The following is a 17,231-nucleotide window of genomic DNA, read 5'->3' as shown; positions in this document are numbered from 1 at the left end:
CGTCACTTGGCCCCGGTCTTGGGCAGGACCATCGCCGGGCAGGGGACGGCGCGGAGGATCTTCATGGACATGTCGCCCATGAAGACGCGGCGGAGGGGGCCGGAGGCGCTGGAGGCGCAGACGAGGAGGTCGCCTTCGGTCCAGTCGGCGGCGTGGACGGCGTGGGCCGCGTCGCGGCCCGCGGCGACCTGGGTGAGGACGTCGCGTTTGGTGAGGGCGCTGCCCGCGGCGGCCTCCTTCGCGGCGGCGGCGAGGTCGCTCTCCAGAGCGTCGACGAGCCTGCGGAGCTGCTGTTCGGCCAGCGCGGTCGAGGCCTTGCCGCGGACGGGCGAGTCGACGGCGAAGGTGAGCAGCCGCAGCGGGATCCTCCGCCGCGCGGCGATCGCGGCGGCCGCGGCGACGGCGGGAGTCGACTCGGGCACCCGCAGGTAGGCGCAGGTGACCCGGTCGAAGGTCGTGACGCCGCGCTCGGCGAACCCCTTCGGCGCGATCATCACCGGTACGGACGAGCCGTGCAGGAGCTGGTCCGCGGTGCTGCCGAGCGAGATGCCGGTGCGGGGACCGCCCGGCGCGGAGCCGATGACGACCACCCGGGCCTTCACCTTCCCGGCGAGGACGGCGAGGCCGCGCCCGCTGCCGCGCTGGGTGAAGACGCGCCGTTCGGCGGGTTCCACCCCGCGCTCCGCGGCGAGCCTGGCCCCGTGCGCGAGGACCTCCTGGGCCTGGTCGTCGAGGTACCGCTCCCACTCGGCGTCGACGTGCCCGGGACCCGGCACGTCCGGCCAGGCGTTGATCCTGATGTGCGCGAGGACGAGCTCGGTGTCGGGCTCGTCGGCCGCGCAGGCGGCGAGGGCGATGGCGTCGGCGCCGCGGCGGTCGTCGACGTAGCCGACGAGGACTCTTTCAGCGACCATCAGCGCATCTCCCTGTCCGTTCGGAGCAGGCGCGAGTGCCTGCGGCTGTAGCCGAAGTAGAAGGCGAGCCCGGCGAGGGTCCACAGCGCGAAGACGAGCCAGGTGACGGGGCGCAGGCCCTGCATGACGTAGACGCAGAAGAAGATGCCGAGGATCGGGGTGAGCGGGTAGAGCGGGGTGCGGAAGCTGCGCGGCAGGTCCGGCTTGGTGCGCCGGAGCACGATGACGCTGAGGTTGACCAGCGTGAACGCGAAGAGGGTGCCGATGCTCGTGGCGGAGGTGAGGTGGTCGAGCGGGATGAGCGCGGCGAGGACGGACACGAACGCGCCGACGATGAGGGTGTTGGCGACGGGCACCGAGGTCCGCCGGTCGACCTTCTGGAACAGGTGCGGGATGAGCCCGTCGCGCGACATCGCGAACAGGATGCGGGTCTGCCCGTAGAGCACGGTGAGGACGACGCTGGTGATGGCGATGACGGCGCCGGCCGACAGCAGCAGCGCGGGCCAGGACTGCCCGGTGACGTCGCTGAGGATCGCCGACAGGGACGCCTCGGTGTCGCCGGTGAGCTCCTGCCAGGGCATCGCCCCGACGGAGACGAGCGCGACGAGCACGTAGACGACCGTGACGATCGCCAGGGACAGGACGATGGCGAGCGGCAGGTCCCGTTTGGGGTTCTTGGCCTCCTCGCCCGCGGTGGAGGCCGCGTCGAAGCCGATGTAGGAGAAGAACACCTGGGAGGCCGCGGCGCTGACGCCCGCGAGGCCGAGCGGCATGAACGGGTGGAGGTAGCCGGAGTTGAACCCGGTGAAGCCGACGACGATGAAGAACAGCAGCAGGGCGAGCTTGAAGAACACCATGATCGTGTTGACCTTGGCGCTCTCCGAGGCGCCCTTGATGAGCAGGAACGTCATCGCGGCGACGACGAGGACCGCGGTGATGTTGACGATGCCGCCCTTGTCGGGCGCCTGCGACCAGGCGTCGGGGATCTTGAAGCCGAAGGCCTTGTCGAGGAAGTCGTTGAGGTACTGCGCCCAGCCGACGGCGACCGCCGACACCGACACGCCGTATTCGAGGATGAGGCACCAGCCGCACACCCAGGCGACGAGCTCGCCCATCGTCGCGTAGGTGTAGGAGTACGACGAGCCGGACACCGGGATCGTCCCGGCGAGTTCGGCGTAGGACAGCGCGGAGAACAGCGCGGTGATCGCCGAGAGCAGGAACGCCAGGACGACGGCGGGTCCCGCGAGGGGCGTGGCCTCGCCCATGACGACGAAGATGCCGGTGCCGAGGGTGGCGCCGACGCTGAAGAACGTCAGCTGGATGAGCGTCATCGAGCGTTTGAGCTCGCCGCCCTCGCCCTCGCCGCCCTCCCGCACGATCTCCTCGACGGGCTTGGTGCGCCACAGGCTGTGCCAGAAGGACGTCTCCACGCGGTCTCCCAGGGAAGAAAGGGAAGGGATGTGGCCGACGGGGGCGCGCGCAGGAGCACGTCGCGCCCCACCCCGTCGGCTCCGTCGGCTCCTCGGCTACAGCGTGCTGGCCAGCGGCCAGGTGGCGTTGGGCGTGATGATGGTGCCCCGGGTGCCTTCGAGGATCTCCATGCACTGGTCGAGGCTGCCGATGGCGGACATGTCACCGGTGCGCTCGACGAAGCCGCACGCGGCCTCGACCTTCGGCCCCATGGAGCCCGCGGGGAACTCCTCGGCCCGCAGCTCGTGCGGGGTGGTGTGCCGGATGGCCTCCTGGTTGGGCGTGCCGTAGTGGCGCAGCACCTCGGACACGTCGGTCAGGATGAGGAACGCGTCGGCCTCCAGCGCCTCGGCGAGCAGGGAGCCGGTGAGGTCCTTGTCGATGACCGCCTCGACGCCTTCCAGCTGGCCTTTGGCGTTGCGGACGACGGGCACGCCGCCGCCGCCCGCGCAGACGACGATGACGCCCTCGCGCACGAGCCCCCGGATCAGCCGGGTCTCCACCACGCGCTGCGGCGCGGGCGACGGCACCACCCGCCGGTAGTGGTCGCCGTCGGGTTTCACGGTCCATCCGTTGGCCTGGGCCATCTTCTCGGCCTCGTCCCGGGTGTAGATCTCGCCGACGAACTTCGTCGGGTTCTGGAACGCCGGGTCGGTGACCGAGACGAGGGTCTGGTTGACCATCGAGACGATCTGCCGGCCCGGCAGGGCGTTCTGCAGCGACTGGAGCATCCAGTAGCCGATCATGCCCTCCGTCATCGCGCCGAGCGTGTCGAACGGATACGGCTTGCTGAGGTTGGGGTCGCTGGCGCTCTCCAGCGCCAGGACCCCGACCTGCGGGCCGTTCCCGTGCGTGATGATCAGCTCGTGCTTCGCGGCGAGCGGCGCGAGCGACCGGACCGCCGTCATGACGTTGTCCCGCTGGATCTCCGCGTCAGGTTTCTGACCCCGCTTCAGCAGAGCGTTGCCCCCGAGGGCGACGACGACGCGCATCGTCACTGCCCCAGGGTGGCGACCATGACGGCCTTGATCGTGTGCATCCGGTTCTCGGCCTCGTCGAAGACCACTGAGGCGTCGGACTCGAAGACCTCCTCGGTCACCTCCAGGGACTCCATGCCCGTCTTGTTGAAGATGTCCTCGCCGACCGTCGTCTCGGTGTTGTGGAAGGCCGGGAGGCAGTGCATGAACTTCGCCCGCGGATTGCCCGTCTTCTTCATGACGTCGGCGGTGACCTGGTAGGGGCGCAGCAGCTTGATGCGCTCCTTCCAGACGTCCTTCGACTCGCCCATCGACACCCACACGTCGGTGAGGATGAAGTCGGCGCCCTTGACGCCCTCGTCCACCTTCTCGGTGATCTTGATGTCCGCGCCGGTCTTCGCCGCCACCTCCTTCGACGGCTTGACGACGAAGTCCTTGTCCGGCCACAGCTCCTTGGGCGCGACGATCCGGCAGTTCATGCCGGTGACGGCCGCGGCCGCGATGTAGGAGTTGGCCATGTTGAACCTGGCGTCGCCGAGGTAGGCGAAGGTGATCTCGCGGAGCGGCTTGTCGCAGTGCTCCATCATGGTGAGCTGGTCGGCGAGCATCTGCGTCGGGTGCCACTCGTCGGTGAGGCCGTTGTAGACGGGCACGCCCGCGTACTCCGCGAGCTCCTCGACCAGGGTCTGCTTGCTGCCGCGGTACTCGATCGCGTCGAACATGCGGCCCAGCACCCGCGCGGTGTCCTTCATCGACTCCTTGTGCCCGATCTGCGAGCCCGTCGGGTCGAGGTAGGTGGTGTGCGCGCCCTCGTCGTGCGCGGCGACCTCGAACGCGCAGCGGGTGCGGGTCGAGGTCTTCTCGAAGATCAGGGCGATGTTCTTGCCCCGCAGCCTGCGCTGCTCGGACCCGCTGTACTTGGCGGCCTTCAGCTCGGCCGACAGCTCCAGCAGGAACCGCCATTCCTTGGGCGTGAAGTCCAGCTCCCGCAGGAACGAGCGGCCTCTCAGGTTGAACGCCATGATTTCTCCCCCTAGATGGCGTGGCGCGCGTCAGTTGGCTTCGCGCTCCATCGGGCAGGACATGCAGCGCGGGCCGCCCCGGCCCCGCCCCAGCTCGCTGCCCTTGATGGTGAGGACCTCCACGCCGTGCCGGCGCAGGAAGTTGTTGGTGGTGGTGTTGCGCTCGTAGGCGACGACGACGCCGGGCTCCAGGGTGAGCACGTTGCACCCGTCGTCCCACTGCTCGCGCTCGGCGGCCATGACGTCCTGCGTGGCGGTGAGCATCTTGGCCTCGTCGATGCCGATGGCCCGGCCGATGGCCCTGTGCATGTCCTCCGGAGCGTGGTCGGTGACCTTCAGCTCCTTCTCGGTGTCACCCGGCTCGATCGTGTACGACGGGAGCATCCCCATGCCCGCGTACTTGGTGAACACGCCCGGGCTGACGTTCGTCATCACCGTGTCCAGGTGCATGAACGCGCGGGCCTTCGGCATGTTCAGCGCGACGATCTTCTTGGCGGACCCGTGCTTGAACAGGTTCCGCGCCAGCATCTCCACCGACTGCGGCTGGGAGCGCTCGCTCATGCCGATGAGCACCGCGCCGTCGCCGATGACGAGGACGTCGCCGCCCTCCAGGGTCGCGGGCGCCGACACCGAGCCGTGGTTCCAGATGTGGTAGCCGCCCTCGTCGGGCCGGTCGTAGCCGGAGGCGAACATCGGGTGGAAGCGGTAGATCGCCTCCATGTTCGTCGTCTCGCGCATGCGGGCCTTCTTGCGCATAGCGTTGATCGAGACGCCGTCGTAGACCCAGCAGGACGTGTCGCGGGTGAACAGGTGGTTCGGCAGCGGCGGGAGGACGAACCCGTCCATGTCCATCGAGTGGAACGCGATGGACTTCGGCTCGGGCATCCGCTGGAGCATCTCCCGCTTGGTGATGCCGCCCGTCAGCGTCCGGCCGAGGAACAGGTCGTCCATCGCGTCCAGGGTGTTGCGGATCGCGTCGGTCGCCAGCGGGCCGAAGAAGCGATCGTCGATGATGTGGTCGAGGATGTACTTCTTGGCCTCGGGGATGCCGATGGTCTCGCGCAGCAGGTCGGCGAGCATGTGGACGCGGATGCCGCGGCTCTCCAGGAGGGCGCGGAACTCGTCGTGCTCCTCCTTGGCGCGCTCCACCCAGAGCACGTCGTCGAAGAGCAGCTCGTCCTTGTTCGACGGGGTCAGCCGCTGCAGCGCCAGCTCAGGCTTGTGCAGCAGGACCTGCTTGAGCCTGCCGACCTCGGAATCGACATGGAAAGCCATGGGGTTCCCTCCCTTAGATGGTCTCGTTGCGGGTCACCGCGCGGCGGGTCGTCTCCTTCGGGCCGTACTCCCCGCGCTTGGCCTTGACCCAGATGTAGACGGGGACGCCGACCAGCATCATGAGCATTCCGAGCAGGGCCGCGTCCGCGCCCGCGCCGTAGACGATCCACGCGCCGAACAGCAGGGCCAGGCAGGTGATCGCGAGGTCGCGCAGGAGCCTGCCCTTGTTGACCTCGCGGCCTCCGGTGACGAGCCAGAACAGCTGGGCGGCCGCGGAGAAGAAGTACGGGAGCGCGGTGGTGAACGACGCGAGCAGCAGGATCGTGTCGAAGCCGGACTCGGAGCCGAGGTAGGCGTACACGAGCATGAGCGAGGTGAGGACGGTGCCGAGCAGGATGCCGAACACCGGGGCGCCGCGCCGCGACAGCCGGGCGAACGGGGTCGGGAACATCCGGTCCTGGGCGGCGGCCATCGGCATCTCGGCGACCAGCATCGTCCAGCCGTTCAGGGCTCCGATGCCGGAGATGACGGCGCACGCGGCCATCACCTTGCCCCAGATGCCGCCGCCGAACATGTTGTTGATGGCGTCGGCGAACGGGGCCGTCGAGCCGGTCAGCTGGCCGGCGGGCACGGTGCCGAAGATGGCGATCGTGGCGAGCAGGTACATCGCGGCGCAGGCGAGCACGCCGTAGATGCTCGCCTTGCCGATGTTGCGGACCGGGTCCTTGAGGCGCTCGGCGACGATCGTCACGCTCTCCATGCCGGAGTAGGCGAAGAGGATGAGGCCCGCGGCGAGGGCGATCGCGGCCCACAGGGAGCCGCCTGTGGCGTTCCAAGCGGGGAAGTTGCCGCCCTTGACGAAGAAGAGGCCGACGAGGCCGACGAACAGCAGCGGCACGAACTTCAGGACCGTGGTCACCATCTGGAACAGGCCGATGTTCTTCACGCCGGTGAGGTTGATGAACGCGGGGATCCACAGGCCGACGAGGCCGATGACGATGTTCTGGATCGGGTTGTCGGCGCGCCATCCGAAGAGGGAGTTGACGTAGCCGACCCAGGCGAAGGCGATGCCCGCGTTGCCGATCCAGGCCGTCAGCCAGAACGACCAGGCGACCCAGAAGCCGGCGAACTCGCCGAACGCGTCGCGGGCGTAGGCGTAGGGTCCACCGCCCGCGGGGATGCGGCTGCCGAGCTTGCCGAAGACGATCGCCAGGGCGATCGCGCCGATCGTCACGAGCAGCAGCACGAGGATGCTGACCGAGCCGATGGCGGCCAGCGAGGACGGCAGCAGGAAGATGCCCGTGCCGACGATGTTGCCGATGACCAGCGCGACCGCCCCCGGCAGTCCGAGTCTCCCGCCCGCGGAGATGTCTCCGCCGACGGCGTCCTCAGGCCCTAGAGCGGTGGCCCCGGACGCAGGCGCGCCCGCATGAGCACGCGGCTCCCCCATGTCGCCCCCCGAACGCACAGAGCCCTATCGAGTCCCCCGAAAACAGGTCCCGGCGGACAAGATTCCCGACATGACTCTGCCTCCCCGAAGGCTTCGGAACCGAAACTCTTTCCGAAATCTGACAAAGGGGACGAAGATCTGGGAGTAATAACCCGAATTGCTGGAGCTTTTACCCACCGAGGAAGGCGTGTTGACCCCGGGCGGGCGCGGCGCGCGACGGCGGGGCGCTACTCCAGGTGGAGGGAGTTGATCGTGCCCTGGTGGACCGACCCCGGCGCGGGGGCCTCGGCCGCGGTCGCGCCGAGGAGCGCGAGGGCCGCGATCAGCACCGCGACCAGCGCGGCGGGCACCGCGGTCCACCGGGTGGGCAGGCCGAGCGGGCTGGTCTCGTAGCCGCCGAAACCGCCGATCCGCCGGGCGAACCCGGGGTCCTCGGCCGCGAGCCTGCGCCCGAGCGCCGCCACCGCCGCGCTCTCCGCGGCGCTGAGCGGCGCGTCCTCGTGAGCCGTCTCCGGCACCCGCTCCTGGTCCATGCCTGTTCCCCCGAAAAGTCCTGGACGACCGAGCGCCGGCGCACAGCGGCCGACGCCCGTCCGGTTTACCCGAACCTGGGGAAACTTTCCAAAACACATGACCGGAACCGTGCGGGGCGGGGCCGGGTCCCCCCTCAGTCCCGCTTGCTCTCGGCGGTCAGCGCGTTCGCGCCGCTGATGATGTCGATGAGCTCGTTGGTGACCTCGGCCTGGCGGGCCTCGTTGGCCCGGCGGGTGAGACGGAAGATCAGGTCGTTGGCGTTGTCGGTGGCCGACATCATGGCCTGGCGGCGGGCGGCGTGCTCGGAGGCGGCGGACTCCAGGAGCATGTTCCACATGCGGCCGCGGACGTACTGCTGGATCAGGACGTCCAGGACGTCGCCGACGGTCGGCTCGAAGTCGTAGGTGGCCGACGGCCCTTCGCCCGGCTCCCCCTCGACGTCCTCGATCGCCAGGGGGAGGATGCGGCGGACCGTCAGATCCTGGCTGATCATCGAGACGAACCGGGTGTAGATGATGTGCACCTCGCCCACGCCGCCCTCGACCGTCGGCGTGTCGAACCGCTCGACGAGGGTGCGGCCGATGTCGGCGGCCATCGCGTAGGACGGCTCGCCCGACTCCCCCTGCCACGACCTCTCGATCGGTCTGCCGTTGTAGGTGAAGTTCTCCACCGCCTTGCGGCCGCACAGGTAGAAGACGACCTCCTTGCCCTCGGCGCGCAGCATCTTCTCCAAGGCGTTGCCGTGCCTCAGGACGTTGGCGTTGTAGGCGCCGCAGAACCCTCGGTCGCCGGTGATCATGAGGACGGCGACCCGCGACATGTCGGGTTTGCGGTTGAGCAGCGCGTGGTCCTCCGTCACGTTGTGCGTCATCAGCGCGCTGACCGCCCGCACGATCTGCCGCGCGTAAGGCCGCGACGCCGCTTGGCGGGCCTGCGCCCGCGAGATGCGTGAGGCCGCGATCAGCTCCTGCGCGCGGGTGATCTTGGCGGTCGCGCTGATCGAGCGGATCCGCCCCCGCAGCTTCCTGAGTTCAGCCCCCATACCTCCGACGGTGCCAGACCGCCCGCCGCCCGGAACCGCCCGCGCCGCACAATTGGCCGTGTCCAGCCCCGCACCCACGTTCTTCTTTACCCCCGGCCAGTGCCGGACCCCTCAGAACCCACATCTAGACTTCCAGGCATGGCAGCACCCCCCGCACTGGAGATCACCGGCCTGGTCAAGCGCTACGGGCGGACCACGGCGGTCGCGGACCTGTCGTTCACGGCCCGCCGCGGCGACGTCACGGCGCTGCTCGGGCCCAACGGGGCGGGCAAGACGAGCACCCTGGAGATCTGCGAGGGGTACCGCGCGCACGACGGCGGGACCGTCCGCGTCCTCGGCCTCGCGCCCGGCGACCGGGAACTGCGCGCCCGCGTCGGCGTGATGCCGCAGACGGGCGGGGTGCCGGGCACGGCCAAGGCCGGGGAGTTCCTCCGCCTCATGGCCTCGTTCCACACCCACCCGCTGGACCCCGCCGCGCTGATGGACCGGCTCGGCCTCACCGAGCACGCCCGCACGCCCTACCGGCGGCTGTCGGGCGGCCAGCAGCAGCGGCTGTCGCTCGCCGCGGCGATCATCGGCAGGCCCGAGCTGGTCTTCCTCGACGAGCCGACCGCCGGCCTCGACCCGCAGTCCCGCCACGCCACGTGGGAGCTGATCACCGATCTGCGCGCCGCCGGCGTCTCGGTGCTGCTCACCACCCACTTCATGGACGAGGCCGAGCAGCTCGCCGACCGGATCGTCATCATCGACCGGGGCAGGGTGGTCGCCGAGGACGCACCCGCCGCGCTGACCGGCGCCGAGCACCAGCTGAGGTTCCGCGCCCGCACCGGCCTCGGCCTCGACGAGCTCCTCAACGCCCTGCCCGACGGCAGCGCCGCCAAGGAGTCCCCGGCCGGGCACTACCTGATCGAGGGCCGGGTCGGCCCCGAGCTCCTGGCGACCGTCACCGCCTGGTGCGCCTCCCACGGCGTCCTCGCCGAGGACCTGCGCATCGAGCGCCGCACCCTCGAAGACGTCTTCCTCGAACTGACCGGCAGGGAGCTGCGCTCGTGACCGTCCTGGACCTCGCCCCGCGGCCGCAGGCCGCTCCGCTGTCCCGCATGGTCGCCGCGCAGACCTCCTACGAGCTGAAGGCCGTGCTGCGCAATGGCGAGCAGCTGCTGCTCACCCTGATCATCCCGGTGCTGCTGCTCACCGTGTTCAGCCTCACCTCGCTGCTCGACCTCGGCGAGGGCGAGCGGGTGGACTTCCTGACGCCGGGCGTGCTGGCCCTCGCCGTCATGTCGACGGCGTTCACCGGGCAGGCGATCGGGACGGGCTTCGAGCGGCGCTACGGGGTGCTGAAGCGGCTCGGGTCGACGCCGCTGCCGCGCTCCGGGCTCATCCTCGCCAAGACGCTCACCGTCGTGCTGGTCGAGCTGATCCAGGCCGTGGTGATCATCGCGGTGGCGCTGGCGCTCGGCTGGAGCCCGGCGCGCAATCCCGCCGCGGCCGTCCTCGCGGTGCTGCTGGGCACCGCGGCGTTCAGCGGGTTCGGCCTGCTGATGGCCGGGACGCTGCGGGCCGAGGCGACCCTCGCCGCGGCCAACCTGGTCTACCTGCTGCTGCTCGTGCTCGGCGGCGTCGTCTTCCCGCTGGACGAGTTCCCCCCCGCGATGGCGTCCGCGCTGGAGCTGCTGCCGATCTCCGCGCTGTCCGGCGCGCTGCGCGCCGTCCTCGCCGACGGGGCCGCGTTCCCCGGAACCCAGCTCCTCATCCTCACCGTCTGGGCCGCCGCCGGCCTGGCCCTCGCCGCCCGCTTCTTCCGGTGGGAGTAGGGCGGGACGTGGCGAGTGAGGCCCGGTCCGGGGGGATCGTCGGCCTGGGGTCCGTGCCGCCCTCGCTGCTGGTGCTCTGCGGGATCCTGTCCGTGCAGATCGGCGCGGGGCTGGCCAAGGGCATGTTCGACAGGCTGCCGCCCTCGTCGATCGTGGTGCTGCGGCTGGTGACCTCGGCGGTCGTCGTCGGGTTCGCGGTGCGCAAGAAGCTGTGGCGGGTGCTGCGCGGGGCGTCCCGGCGCGACCTTGGCGCGGCCGCCGCGCTCGGCGGGTCCCTGGCCCTGATGAACTTCTCGATCTACCAGTCGCTCCAGCACATCCCGCTCGGCATCGCGGTGACGATCGAGTTCCTCGGCCCGCTGAGCGTGGCCGTCCTGTCGTCCCGCAAGCCGGTGGACCTGCTGTGGGCCGCGCTGGCCCTCGGCGGCGTCGTCGCGCTGGCCGGGGACGGCGGCGACGTCAACGTGCCCGGCGTCCTGTGGGCGCTGCTGGCGGGCCTCGGCTGGGCCCTGTACATCTTCGCCGCGGCGGCTGCCGGGAGGCGGCTGCCGGGCGCCACCGGCCTCGCCATGGCCAGCGTGGTGGCGACGGTCCTGGTCCTGCCGCCCGGCATGATCGTGCTGGCCGACGCGGGCTTCTCGGTGCTCACCCCGGAGCTGGTCGCCCTCGGCGTCGGCGTGGGGCTGCTGTCGTCGGTGGTGCCCTACACGCTGGAGCTGGAGGCGCTGCGGCGCATCCCGCAGGGCGTCTTCGGCATCCTCATGAGCCTGGAGCCCGCCGTCGCCGCGCTCGTCGGGGTGCTGCTGCTCGGCGAGCACCTGTCGGCGCTCCAGTGGGCGGCGATCCTCGCGGTCATGCTGGCCTGCGCCGGAGCGACCCGCGGCGCCAGGACCTGACCCGGGTCGGGCCACCGCGGAGGCCGTCCTACGATGAGCGCGTGGCTGTGACGACCGTTGACAAGAGCAAGTCCCTGCTGGCCAGAGCGCGCGACGCCGTCTGGAACCCCTCCACCGCGTCGCTGCGCCTGCTCGCGCTCTTCGGCGTCGTGGTGAACGCCGGGATCATCCTCACCGGGGGCGTGGTCCGGCTCACCGCGTCCGGCCTGGGCTGCCCGACCTGGCCCAAGTGCACCGGCGAGAGCCTCGTGCCGTCGGCGACCCCGAGCCACTCGCTGCTCAACATGCTCATCGAGTTCGGCAACCGGATGCTCACCTTCCTGGTGCTGGCCGTCGCGATCGCCGTCTACGTCGCGGCCCGGCGGCTGGTCCCGCAGCGCCGCGAACTCGTCGTGCTCGCCCTGTTCCAGCCGATCGGCGTGCTGGCCCAGGCCGGCATCGGCGGCATCACCGTGCTCACCAAGCTCAACCCGATCACGGTCTCGATCCACTACCTCGTCTCCTCGGCCATGATCTTCGTGGCGTTCCTGCTGTACGTCAGGGTCGGCGAGGGCGACGGGCCCGTGCGCGTCCTGGTCGCCGACCCCGTCCGCAAGGCCGCGCTGCTGCTGACGGCCGTCGTCATGGCGGTCCTGGTCGCCGGGACCCTCGTCACCGGCACCGGGCCGCACGCGGGCGATGCCGCGGCGGGCCGGCTCACCTTCATGCACCTGCACGACATCACCCGGATCCACTCGTTCCTGGCCTGGGCGTCCGTCATCGTCGCCGCCGCGCTGCTGGTGCTGATGGCCAGGACCAACGCCCCGGCGCGCACCCGCAGGGCCGTGCACCTGTTCCTGGGCGCGGTGCTCCTGCAGGGCGTGATCGGCTACGCCCAGTTCTTCCTGCTGGAGAGCTTCGACGGGAACACCGACCTGTCCACCACCGCCGTGGACGTCCAGACGGCCCTCGTCGGCGTCCACCTGTTCGGCTCGGCGATCCTGTGGATCGCCACCCTGCACGTCCTGTTCAGCCAGCGGGTGCGGGTGGAAGCGGCCCCCGCCCCAGCCGCCTGACCCTGTCGCACGGCCCTGTCGCGCGGCCCTGTCGCACCGAACGCCCGGCTCCACTCCAGGAGCCGGGCGTTCGCCGTTCAGCGGCCGGGGGACTGCGGCGGTGGGAGCCGGTGCGGGCCGGTGAGTCCCGAGGGGCCCCAGGGCGGGGTCACGGGCTGCTGCTGGGGCCTGCTCAGGATCAGGGCCTGGCGGGCCACGGCGAGGAGGTTGAGCAGCTCGTTGCGGCGGGTGGTGAAGAAGCCGGGGTCGATCACGCCGGCGTCGAAGCGCTGGTGCAGCAGGACGAGTTCGGTCGCGCCCAGCTGGTAGTCCGACATGGCGCGGGCCGCGCCCTTGCCGCCGATGCCCTTGGCCCACCGGCGGGCGGCGCGCCTGCGCTGGATGTGGCCCAGCATGACGATGTCCTGCGGCGAGACCAGGCCCGTCGGGACGTAGGCGGGCAGGTACCTGCCGATCTTGTTGACCAGCGCGCGGCGCTCGAAGAAGACCAGGGTGAGCAGCACCAGCAGGAGGCAGAAGTCCAGGATGTAGACGACGGCGAGGCCCTTCAGGCCGTAGGCGGCGGCGCCGTTCCACAGGGCGTGCAGCGCGATCGCGCCGAGCAGGCCCAGCACGACCGCCGGGACCCGCCCGACCCGGTGGTTGGCCGCCCACGCGACGCCCAGGCCCGTCATGGCGGTGAAGAGGGGGTGGCCGAGCGGCGAGATCAGGCCGCGAAGGATGAAGACCGCCTCCAGACGGCCCTGGCCGCCGTCGTCGATGGCCTGCATGTAATAGGAGATGTTCTCCATCATCGCGAAGCCGAGCGCGACCATCGCGGCGTAGACGATCCCGTCGGTGATCCCGTCGATCTCGTTGCGGCGGAACCACAGCAGGACGAACAGGACCGCGCCCTTCAGCGACTCCTCGATGACCGGGGCCCCGACCGTCGCCGTCCAGAACAGGCCCTGGTCGTCGCCGAAGAACGGCGCGGTGACATATCTGTAGCCCAGGGTGTTCAGGATCAGGGCCCCGACGACGGCCACGCCCGCGCCCCACAGGAACGCGAAGACCAGGTCCCGGACGGGCTCGGGCTCCAGCCGGTCGAGCAGCAGCACCGCCGACAGCAGGATCGGGACCGGCAGGAGGGCGAGGCCGAGGCCCACGAAGAAGGTGCCGCCCTGGCCGAGGAACGCGAAGACGGCGAGCGTGGCCAGGGCGCAGGTCGAGGTGACGACCAGGCCGACGATCAGCTTCAGCGAAGGACGGCCGGGGGTCCGGCCGTCCAGGATCGCCTGGGGATCGAGCGTCGTCATGTCGCGAGAGTAGTCGACCGCCGGGCCGCCCGTTAAGGGGCCTTACCCCCGCCGGACGGCCGCGCGGTCACTGGAAGAGGAAGTCGATCGCGACGGCGGTGAACAGCAGCGCGAGGTAGGTGTTCGACAGGTGGAAGAAGCGCATCGGCCGCAGCAGCGCGCCGGTGAGGCCCTTGTTCACCCGGACCAGCAGCCGGTGCGCCTCGAAGACGAAGATCGCGCCGAGGACGACGGCGACGACGCCGTAGACGGGGGTCAGGTCGGCCGCCGGCCACAGGGCCAGGGAGCACGCCACGGTCGCCCAGGTGTAGATCACGCACTCGACGACCACGCGCTTGTCGGTGGCGACGACCGGGAGCATCGGCACGCCCGCGAGGGCGTAGTCCTCCTTGTAGCGCATCGCCAGCGTCCAGGTGTGCGGCGGGGTCCACAGGAAGACGACGCCGAACAGGATGAACGGGGTGGCCGCGAGCGACCCGGTGACGGCGGCCCAGCCGATGAGGACGGGCATGCACCCGGCGATGCCGCCCCACACGATGTTCTGCTTCGTGCGGCGCTTCAGCACCATCGAGTAGACGAAGACGTAGTAGAGGATCGCGAAGACCGACAGCGCGGCGGCGAGGGCGTTCACGGTCAGCAGGAAGCCGACCGTGGAGATCACGCCGAGGGAGGTGCCGAAGATCAGCGCGCCGACGGGGCTCACCTGGTGGCGGGCCAGCGGGCGGCGGCGGGTCCGGCGCATCTTCGCGTCGATGTCGCGGTCGATGAAGCAGTTGATCGAGTTGGCGCTGCCCGCCGACATGAAACCCCAGACCAGCGTGGCCAGGACGAGGCCGAGGTCGGGCAGGCCCTTGGCCGCCAGGAACATCACGGGTAGCGTGGTGATCAGCAGGAGTTCGATGACCCGCGGCTTGGTGAGCGCGACATAGGCGCCGATCTTCGCGCCGATCGTGAGCGGCGCCTCGGCCGACTGGGCGGGTGCGGCCTCGACCGCCTCGACCTCGACCGGCTCGACCTCACCGCGGACGCCGGAGCCGTGGCCGGCCCGGTTACTGAGCACCGTCACAACTGGAAAGCCTTCTGCTCAACTGACCACTCGACTGGATCACGGTCGCCCCATGCGGCCGCGAACTCACTGTAGTGCCGACCCCCGCGGGGTCCACCATCGGGTGCGGTGTTTCACCTGCCCCCTCCCCCGTACCGGTGACCCGGGCGGGGTTCGGACACGGAATGATCGGGCATGTGCTCGGTGTTCTCGCTTATGGGGTCGATTGGTTTAGACCAATCCATGCGAAGGCCATAATGAGTAGGCTCGCAGAGATCAGCGCCTCGGGCACGGGCGTGGTCGACCCGACAACCCAAAGAACTTGTGGAAGGACCGACTTCTCCGGTGACTACCGACAAACTCGCTCTTGACTGGTCCGAGCTGGACGACCGGGCCGTGGACACCGTCCGTGTCCTGGCCATGGACGCCGTCGAGAAGGTGGGCTCAGGGCACCCGGGCACCGCGATGAGCCTGGCTCCGGCCGCCTACCTGCTGTTCAACAAGGTGCTCAGGCACGACCCGGCCGACCCGGCGTGGCCCGGTCGCGACCGCTTCGTGCTGTCCTGCGGCCACTCCAGCCTCACGCTCTACATCCAGCTCTACCTTTCCGGCTACGGCCTGGAACTGGACGACCTGAAGGCCCTGCGCACCTGGGGCAGCAAGACCCCGGCCCACCCCGAGCACGGCTTCACCGCCGGCGTGGAGACCACGACCGGCCCGCTCGGCCAGGGCATCGCCAACGCGGTGGGCATGGCCATGGCCGCCCGCCGCGAGCGCGGCCTGTTCGACCCCGAAGCCGCGCCCGGCCAGTCCCCCTTCGACCACACCATCTGGGCGTTCTGCTCCGACGGCGACGTCCAGGAGGGCATCAGCCACGAGGCCAGCGCCATCGCGGGCCACCAGCGCCTCGGCAACCTCGTGGTCGTCTGGGACGACAACCGCATCTCGATCGAGGACGACACCCAGATCGCGATGTCCGAGGACGTCCTGGCCCGCTACGCCGCCTACGGCTGGGAGACCGTCCGGGTCGACTGGCTGAAGACCGGCGAGTACGTCGAGGACGTCCGGCGCCTGCACGAGGTGCTCGAGGCCGCCAAGCTCGACTCGAACCGCCCGACCTTCGTCGCGCTGCGGACCGTCATCGGCTGGCCCGCGCCGAACAAGAAGGACACCGGCAAGATCCACGGCTCGGCGCTCGGCGCCTCCGAGGTCGCCGCCACCAAGGAGATCCTCGGCTTCGACCCGGCCAAGGACTTCGACGTCGCGCCCGAGGTCCTCGCGCACGCGCGCAAGGTCGCCGACCGGGGCGCCGCGATCCGCAAGGCGTGGGACGAGAAGTACCAGGCCTGGCGCGCGGCCAACCCCGAGCGCGCGGCCGAGTACGACCGGATCGCCGCCCGCGCCCTGCCCGAGGGCTGGACCTCCAAGCTGCCGGAGTTCCCGGCGGGCAAGGACCTCGCGACCCGCGCCGCCTCCGGCGAGGTGCTCTCGGCCATCGGCGGGGAGCTGCCGGAGCTGTGGGGCGGCTCGGCCGACCTCGCCGAGTCCAACAACACCACGATGAAGGGCGAGCCGTCCTTCATCCCCGCGGAGTTCCAGACCGACGAGTGGCAGGGCGGCCCCTACGGCCGCACCCTGCACTTCGGCATCCGCGAGCACGCCATGGGCGCGATCCTCAACGGCATCGCCCTGCACGGCGGCACCCGCCCCTACGGCGGCACCTTCCTGGTCTTCTCCGACTACATGCGCCCGTCGGTCCGCCTCGCGGCCCTGATGGAGCTTCCGGTCACCTACGTGTGGACCCACGACTCCATCGGCCTCGGCGAGGACGGCCCGACCCACCAGCCGGTCGAGCACCTGTGGGCGCTGCGCGCGATCCCCGGCCTCGACGTCGTCCGCCCGGCGGACGCCAACGAGACCGCCGTCGCCTGGCGCACCATCCTGGAGCACGGCGACCGTCCGGCGGGCCTCGCGCTGACCCGCCAGAAGGTCCCGACGTTCGACCGCGACGTCTACGCCTCCGCCGAGGGCACCGCCAAGGGCGGCTACGTCCTGGCGGAGGCCGACGGCGGCGCGCCCGAGGTGATCGTCATCGCCACCGGCTCCGAGGTCGAGATCGCCCTCGCCGCCCGCGAGTCGCTCCAGTCGTCCGGCACGCCCACCCGCGTGGTGTCGATGCCGTGCGTCGAGTGGTTCGCGTCGCAGGACGAGGCGTACCGCAACGAGGTGCTGCCGCCCGCGGTGCGCGCCCGCGTCTCGGTCGAGGCCGGCATCGCCCTCGGCTGGCGCCAGTTCGTCGGCGACCTCGGCGCGTCGGTCAGCCTGGAGCACTTCGGCGCCTCCGCCGACTACAAGACGCTGTTCAAGGAATTCGGCATCACCCCCGATGCGGTGGTGGCCGCCGCCCGCGAAAGCCTCACCAAGGCCAAGGGATGAGCA

15 protein-coding genes are annotated in these 17,231 nt (G+C 70.6%); 5 read left to right on the top strand and 10 right to left on the bottom strand.

Features of this window, described 5'->3' with window-relative positions:
• Positions 1-2: 2 nt before the first annotated feature.
• The 8 genes from ACYVOM_RS29850 to ACYVOM_RS29815 form a co-directional block, all read right to left on the bottom strand.
• Positions 3-914: a universal stress protein gene (locus ACYVOM_RS29850; RefSeq protein WP_460306872.1), complete on the bottom strand. Its 912-nt coding sequence runs from the start codon at positions 912-914 to the stop codon at positions 3-5.
• A complete protein-coding gene (locus tag ACYVOM_RS29845) occupies positions 914-2,344 on the bottom strand; it encodes an amino acid permease (protein WP_460306871.1) in 1,431 nt (476 codons plus the stop codon). The genes ACYVOM_RS29850 and ACYVOM_RS29845 overlap by 1 nt, the downstream gene beginning before the upstream one ends.
• Before the next feature lie 96 nt (positions 2,345-2,440).
• Positions 2,441-3,376 carry a carbamate kinase gene (arcC, locus tag ACYVOM_RS29840; protein WP_460307100.1) on the bottom strand — a complete coding sequence of 312 codons (936 nt, stop codon included), beginning with the start codon at positions 3,374-3,376 and terminating at the stop codon, positions 2,441-2,443.
• A gap of 2 nt (positions 3,377-3,378) precedes the next feature.
• On the bottom strand, positions 3,379-4,383 hold the full coding sequence (argF, locus tag ACYVOM_RS29835; RefSeq protein WP_460306870.1) for an ornithine carbamoyltransferase: 1,005 nt from the start codon (positions 4,381-4,383) through the stop codon (positions 3,379-3,381).
• Between the two features lie 30 nt (positions 4,384-4,413).
• Positions 4,414-5,658, bottom strand: coding sequence for an arginine deiminase (locus tag ACYVOM_RS29830; RefSeq protein WP_460306869.1), 1,245 nt, complete (start codon positions 5,656-5,658; stop codon positions 4,414-4,416).
• A gap of 13 nt (positions 5,659-5,671) precedes the next feature.
• Complete coding sequence (locus ACYVOM_RS29825; protein WP_460306868.1) at positions 5,672-7,108, bottom strand: amino acid permease; 1,437 nt, start codon at positions 7,106-7,108, stop codon at positions 5,672-5,674.
• A 227-nt stretch (positions 7,109-7,335) separates the two neighbouring features.
• Complete coding sequence (locus ACYVOM_RS29820) at positions 7,336-7,641, bottom strand: DUF3040 domain-containing protein (protein WP_460306867.1); 306 nt, start codon at positions 7,639-7,641, stop codon at positions 7,336-7,338.
• A 134-nt stretch (positions 7,642-7,775) separates the two neighbouring features.
• Positions 7,776-8,684: a F0F1 ATP synthase subunit gamma gene (locus ACYVOM_RS29815; protein WP_460306866.1), complete on the bottom strand. Its 909-nt coding sequence runs from the start codon at positions 8,682-8,684 to the stop codon at positions 7,776-7,778.
• 138 nt (positions 8,685-8,822) lie between these two features.
• Between ACYVOM_RS29815 and ACYVOM_RS29810 the strand changes: the two genes are divergently transcribed.
• From ACYVOM_RS29810 to ACYVOM_RS29795, 4 genes are read left to right on the top strand one after another with little or no spacing between them, the layout of a single operon-like run.
• A complete protein-coding gene (locus ACYVOM_RS29810) occupies positions 8,823-9,737 on the top strand; it encodes an ABC transporter ATP-binding protein (protein ID WP_460306865.1) in 915 nt (304 codons plus the stop codon).
• A gap of 47 nt (positions 9,738-9,784) precedes the next feature.
• Positions 9,785-10,501, top strand: coding sequence for an ABC transporter permease (locus ACYVOM_RS29805; RefSeq protein WP_460307099.1), 717 nt, complete (start codon positions 9,785-9,787; stop codon positions 10,499-10,501).
• A gap of 8 nt (positions 10,502-10,509) precedes the next feature.
• The gene (locus ACYVOM_RS29800) at positions 10,510-11,397 is read left to right on the top strand and encodes an EamA family transporter (protein ID WP_460306864.1); all 888 of its coding nucleotides are present in this window, start codon (positions 10,510-10,512) and stop codon (positions 11,395-11,397) included.
• A 41-nt stretch (positions 11,398-11,438) separates the two neighbouring features.
• Positions 11,439-12,452, top strand: coding sequence for a COX15/CtaA family protein (locus ACYVOM_RS29795; protein ID WP_460306863.1), 1,014 nt, complete (start codon positions 11,439-11,441; stop codon positions 12,450-12,452).
• Positions 12,453-12,529: 77 nt separating this feature from the next.
• Here the strand turns inward: ACYVOM_RS29795 and ACYVOM_RS29790 are convergent, their stop codons facing one another.
• Positions 12,530-13,747 carry a PrsW family intramembrane metalloprotease gene (locus ACYVOM_RS29790; protein ID WP_460306862.1) on the bottom strand — a complete coding sequence of 406 codons (1,218 nt, stop codon included), beginning with the start codon at positions 13,745-13,747 and terminating at the stop codon, positions 12,530-12,532.
• A gap of 67 nt (positions 13,748-13,814) precedes the next feature.
• The gene (locus ACYVOM_RS29785) at positions 13,815-14,813 is read right to left on the bottom strand and encodes a heme o synthase (protein ID WP_460306861.1); all 999 of its coding nucleotides are present in this window, start codon (positions 14,811-14,813) and stop codon (positions 13,815-13,817) included.
• A gap of 324 nt (positions 14,814-15,137) precedes the next feature.
• Between ACYVOM_RS29785 and tkt the strand changes: the two genes are divergently transcribed.
• Positions 15,138-17,228, top strand: a complete 2,091-nt coding sequence (gene tkt, locus ACYVOM_RS29780) for a transketolase (protein ID WP_460306860.1) — start codon at positions 15,138-15,140, stop codon at positions 17,226-17,228.
• Positions 17,229-17,231: the final 3 nt, after the last annotated feature.

The sequence above is a fragment of the Actinocorallia aurea genome (genome assembly GCF_054783995.1).
Note: the sequence above shows the minus strand (reverse complement) of the source record. Positions and strands in the feature narration are given on the sequence as shown.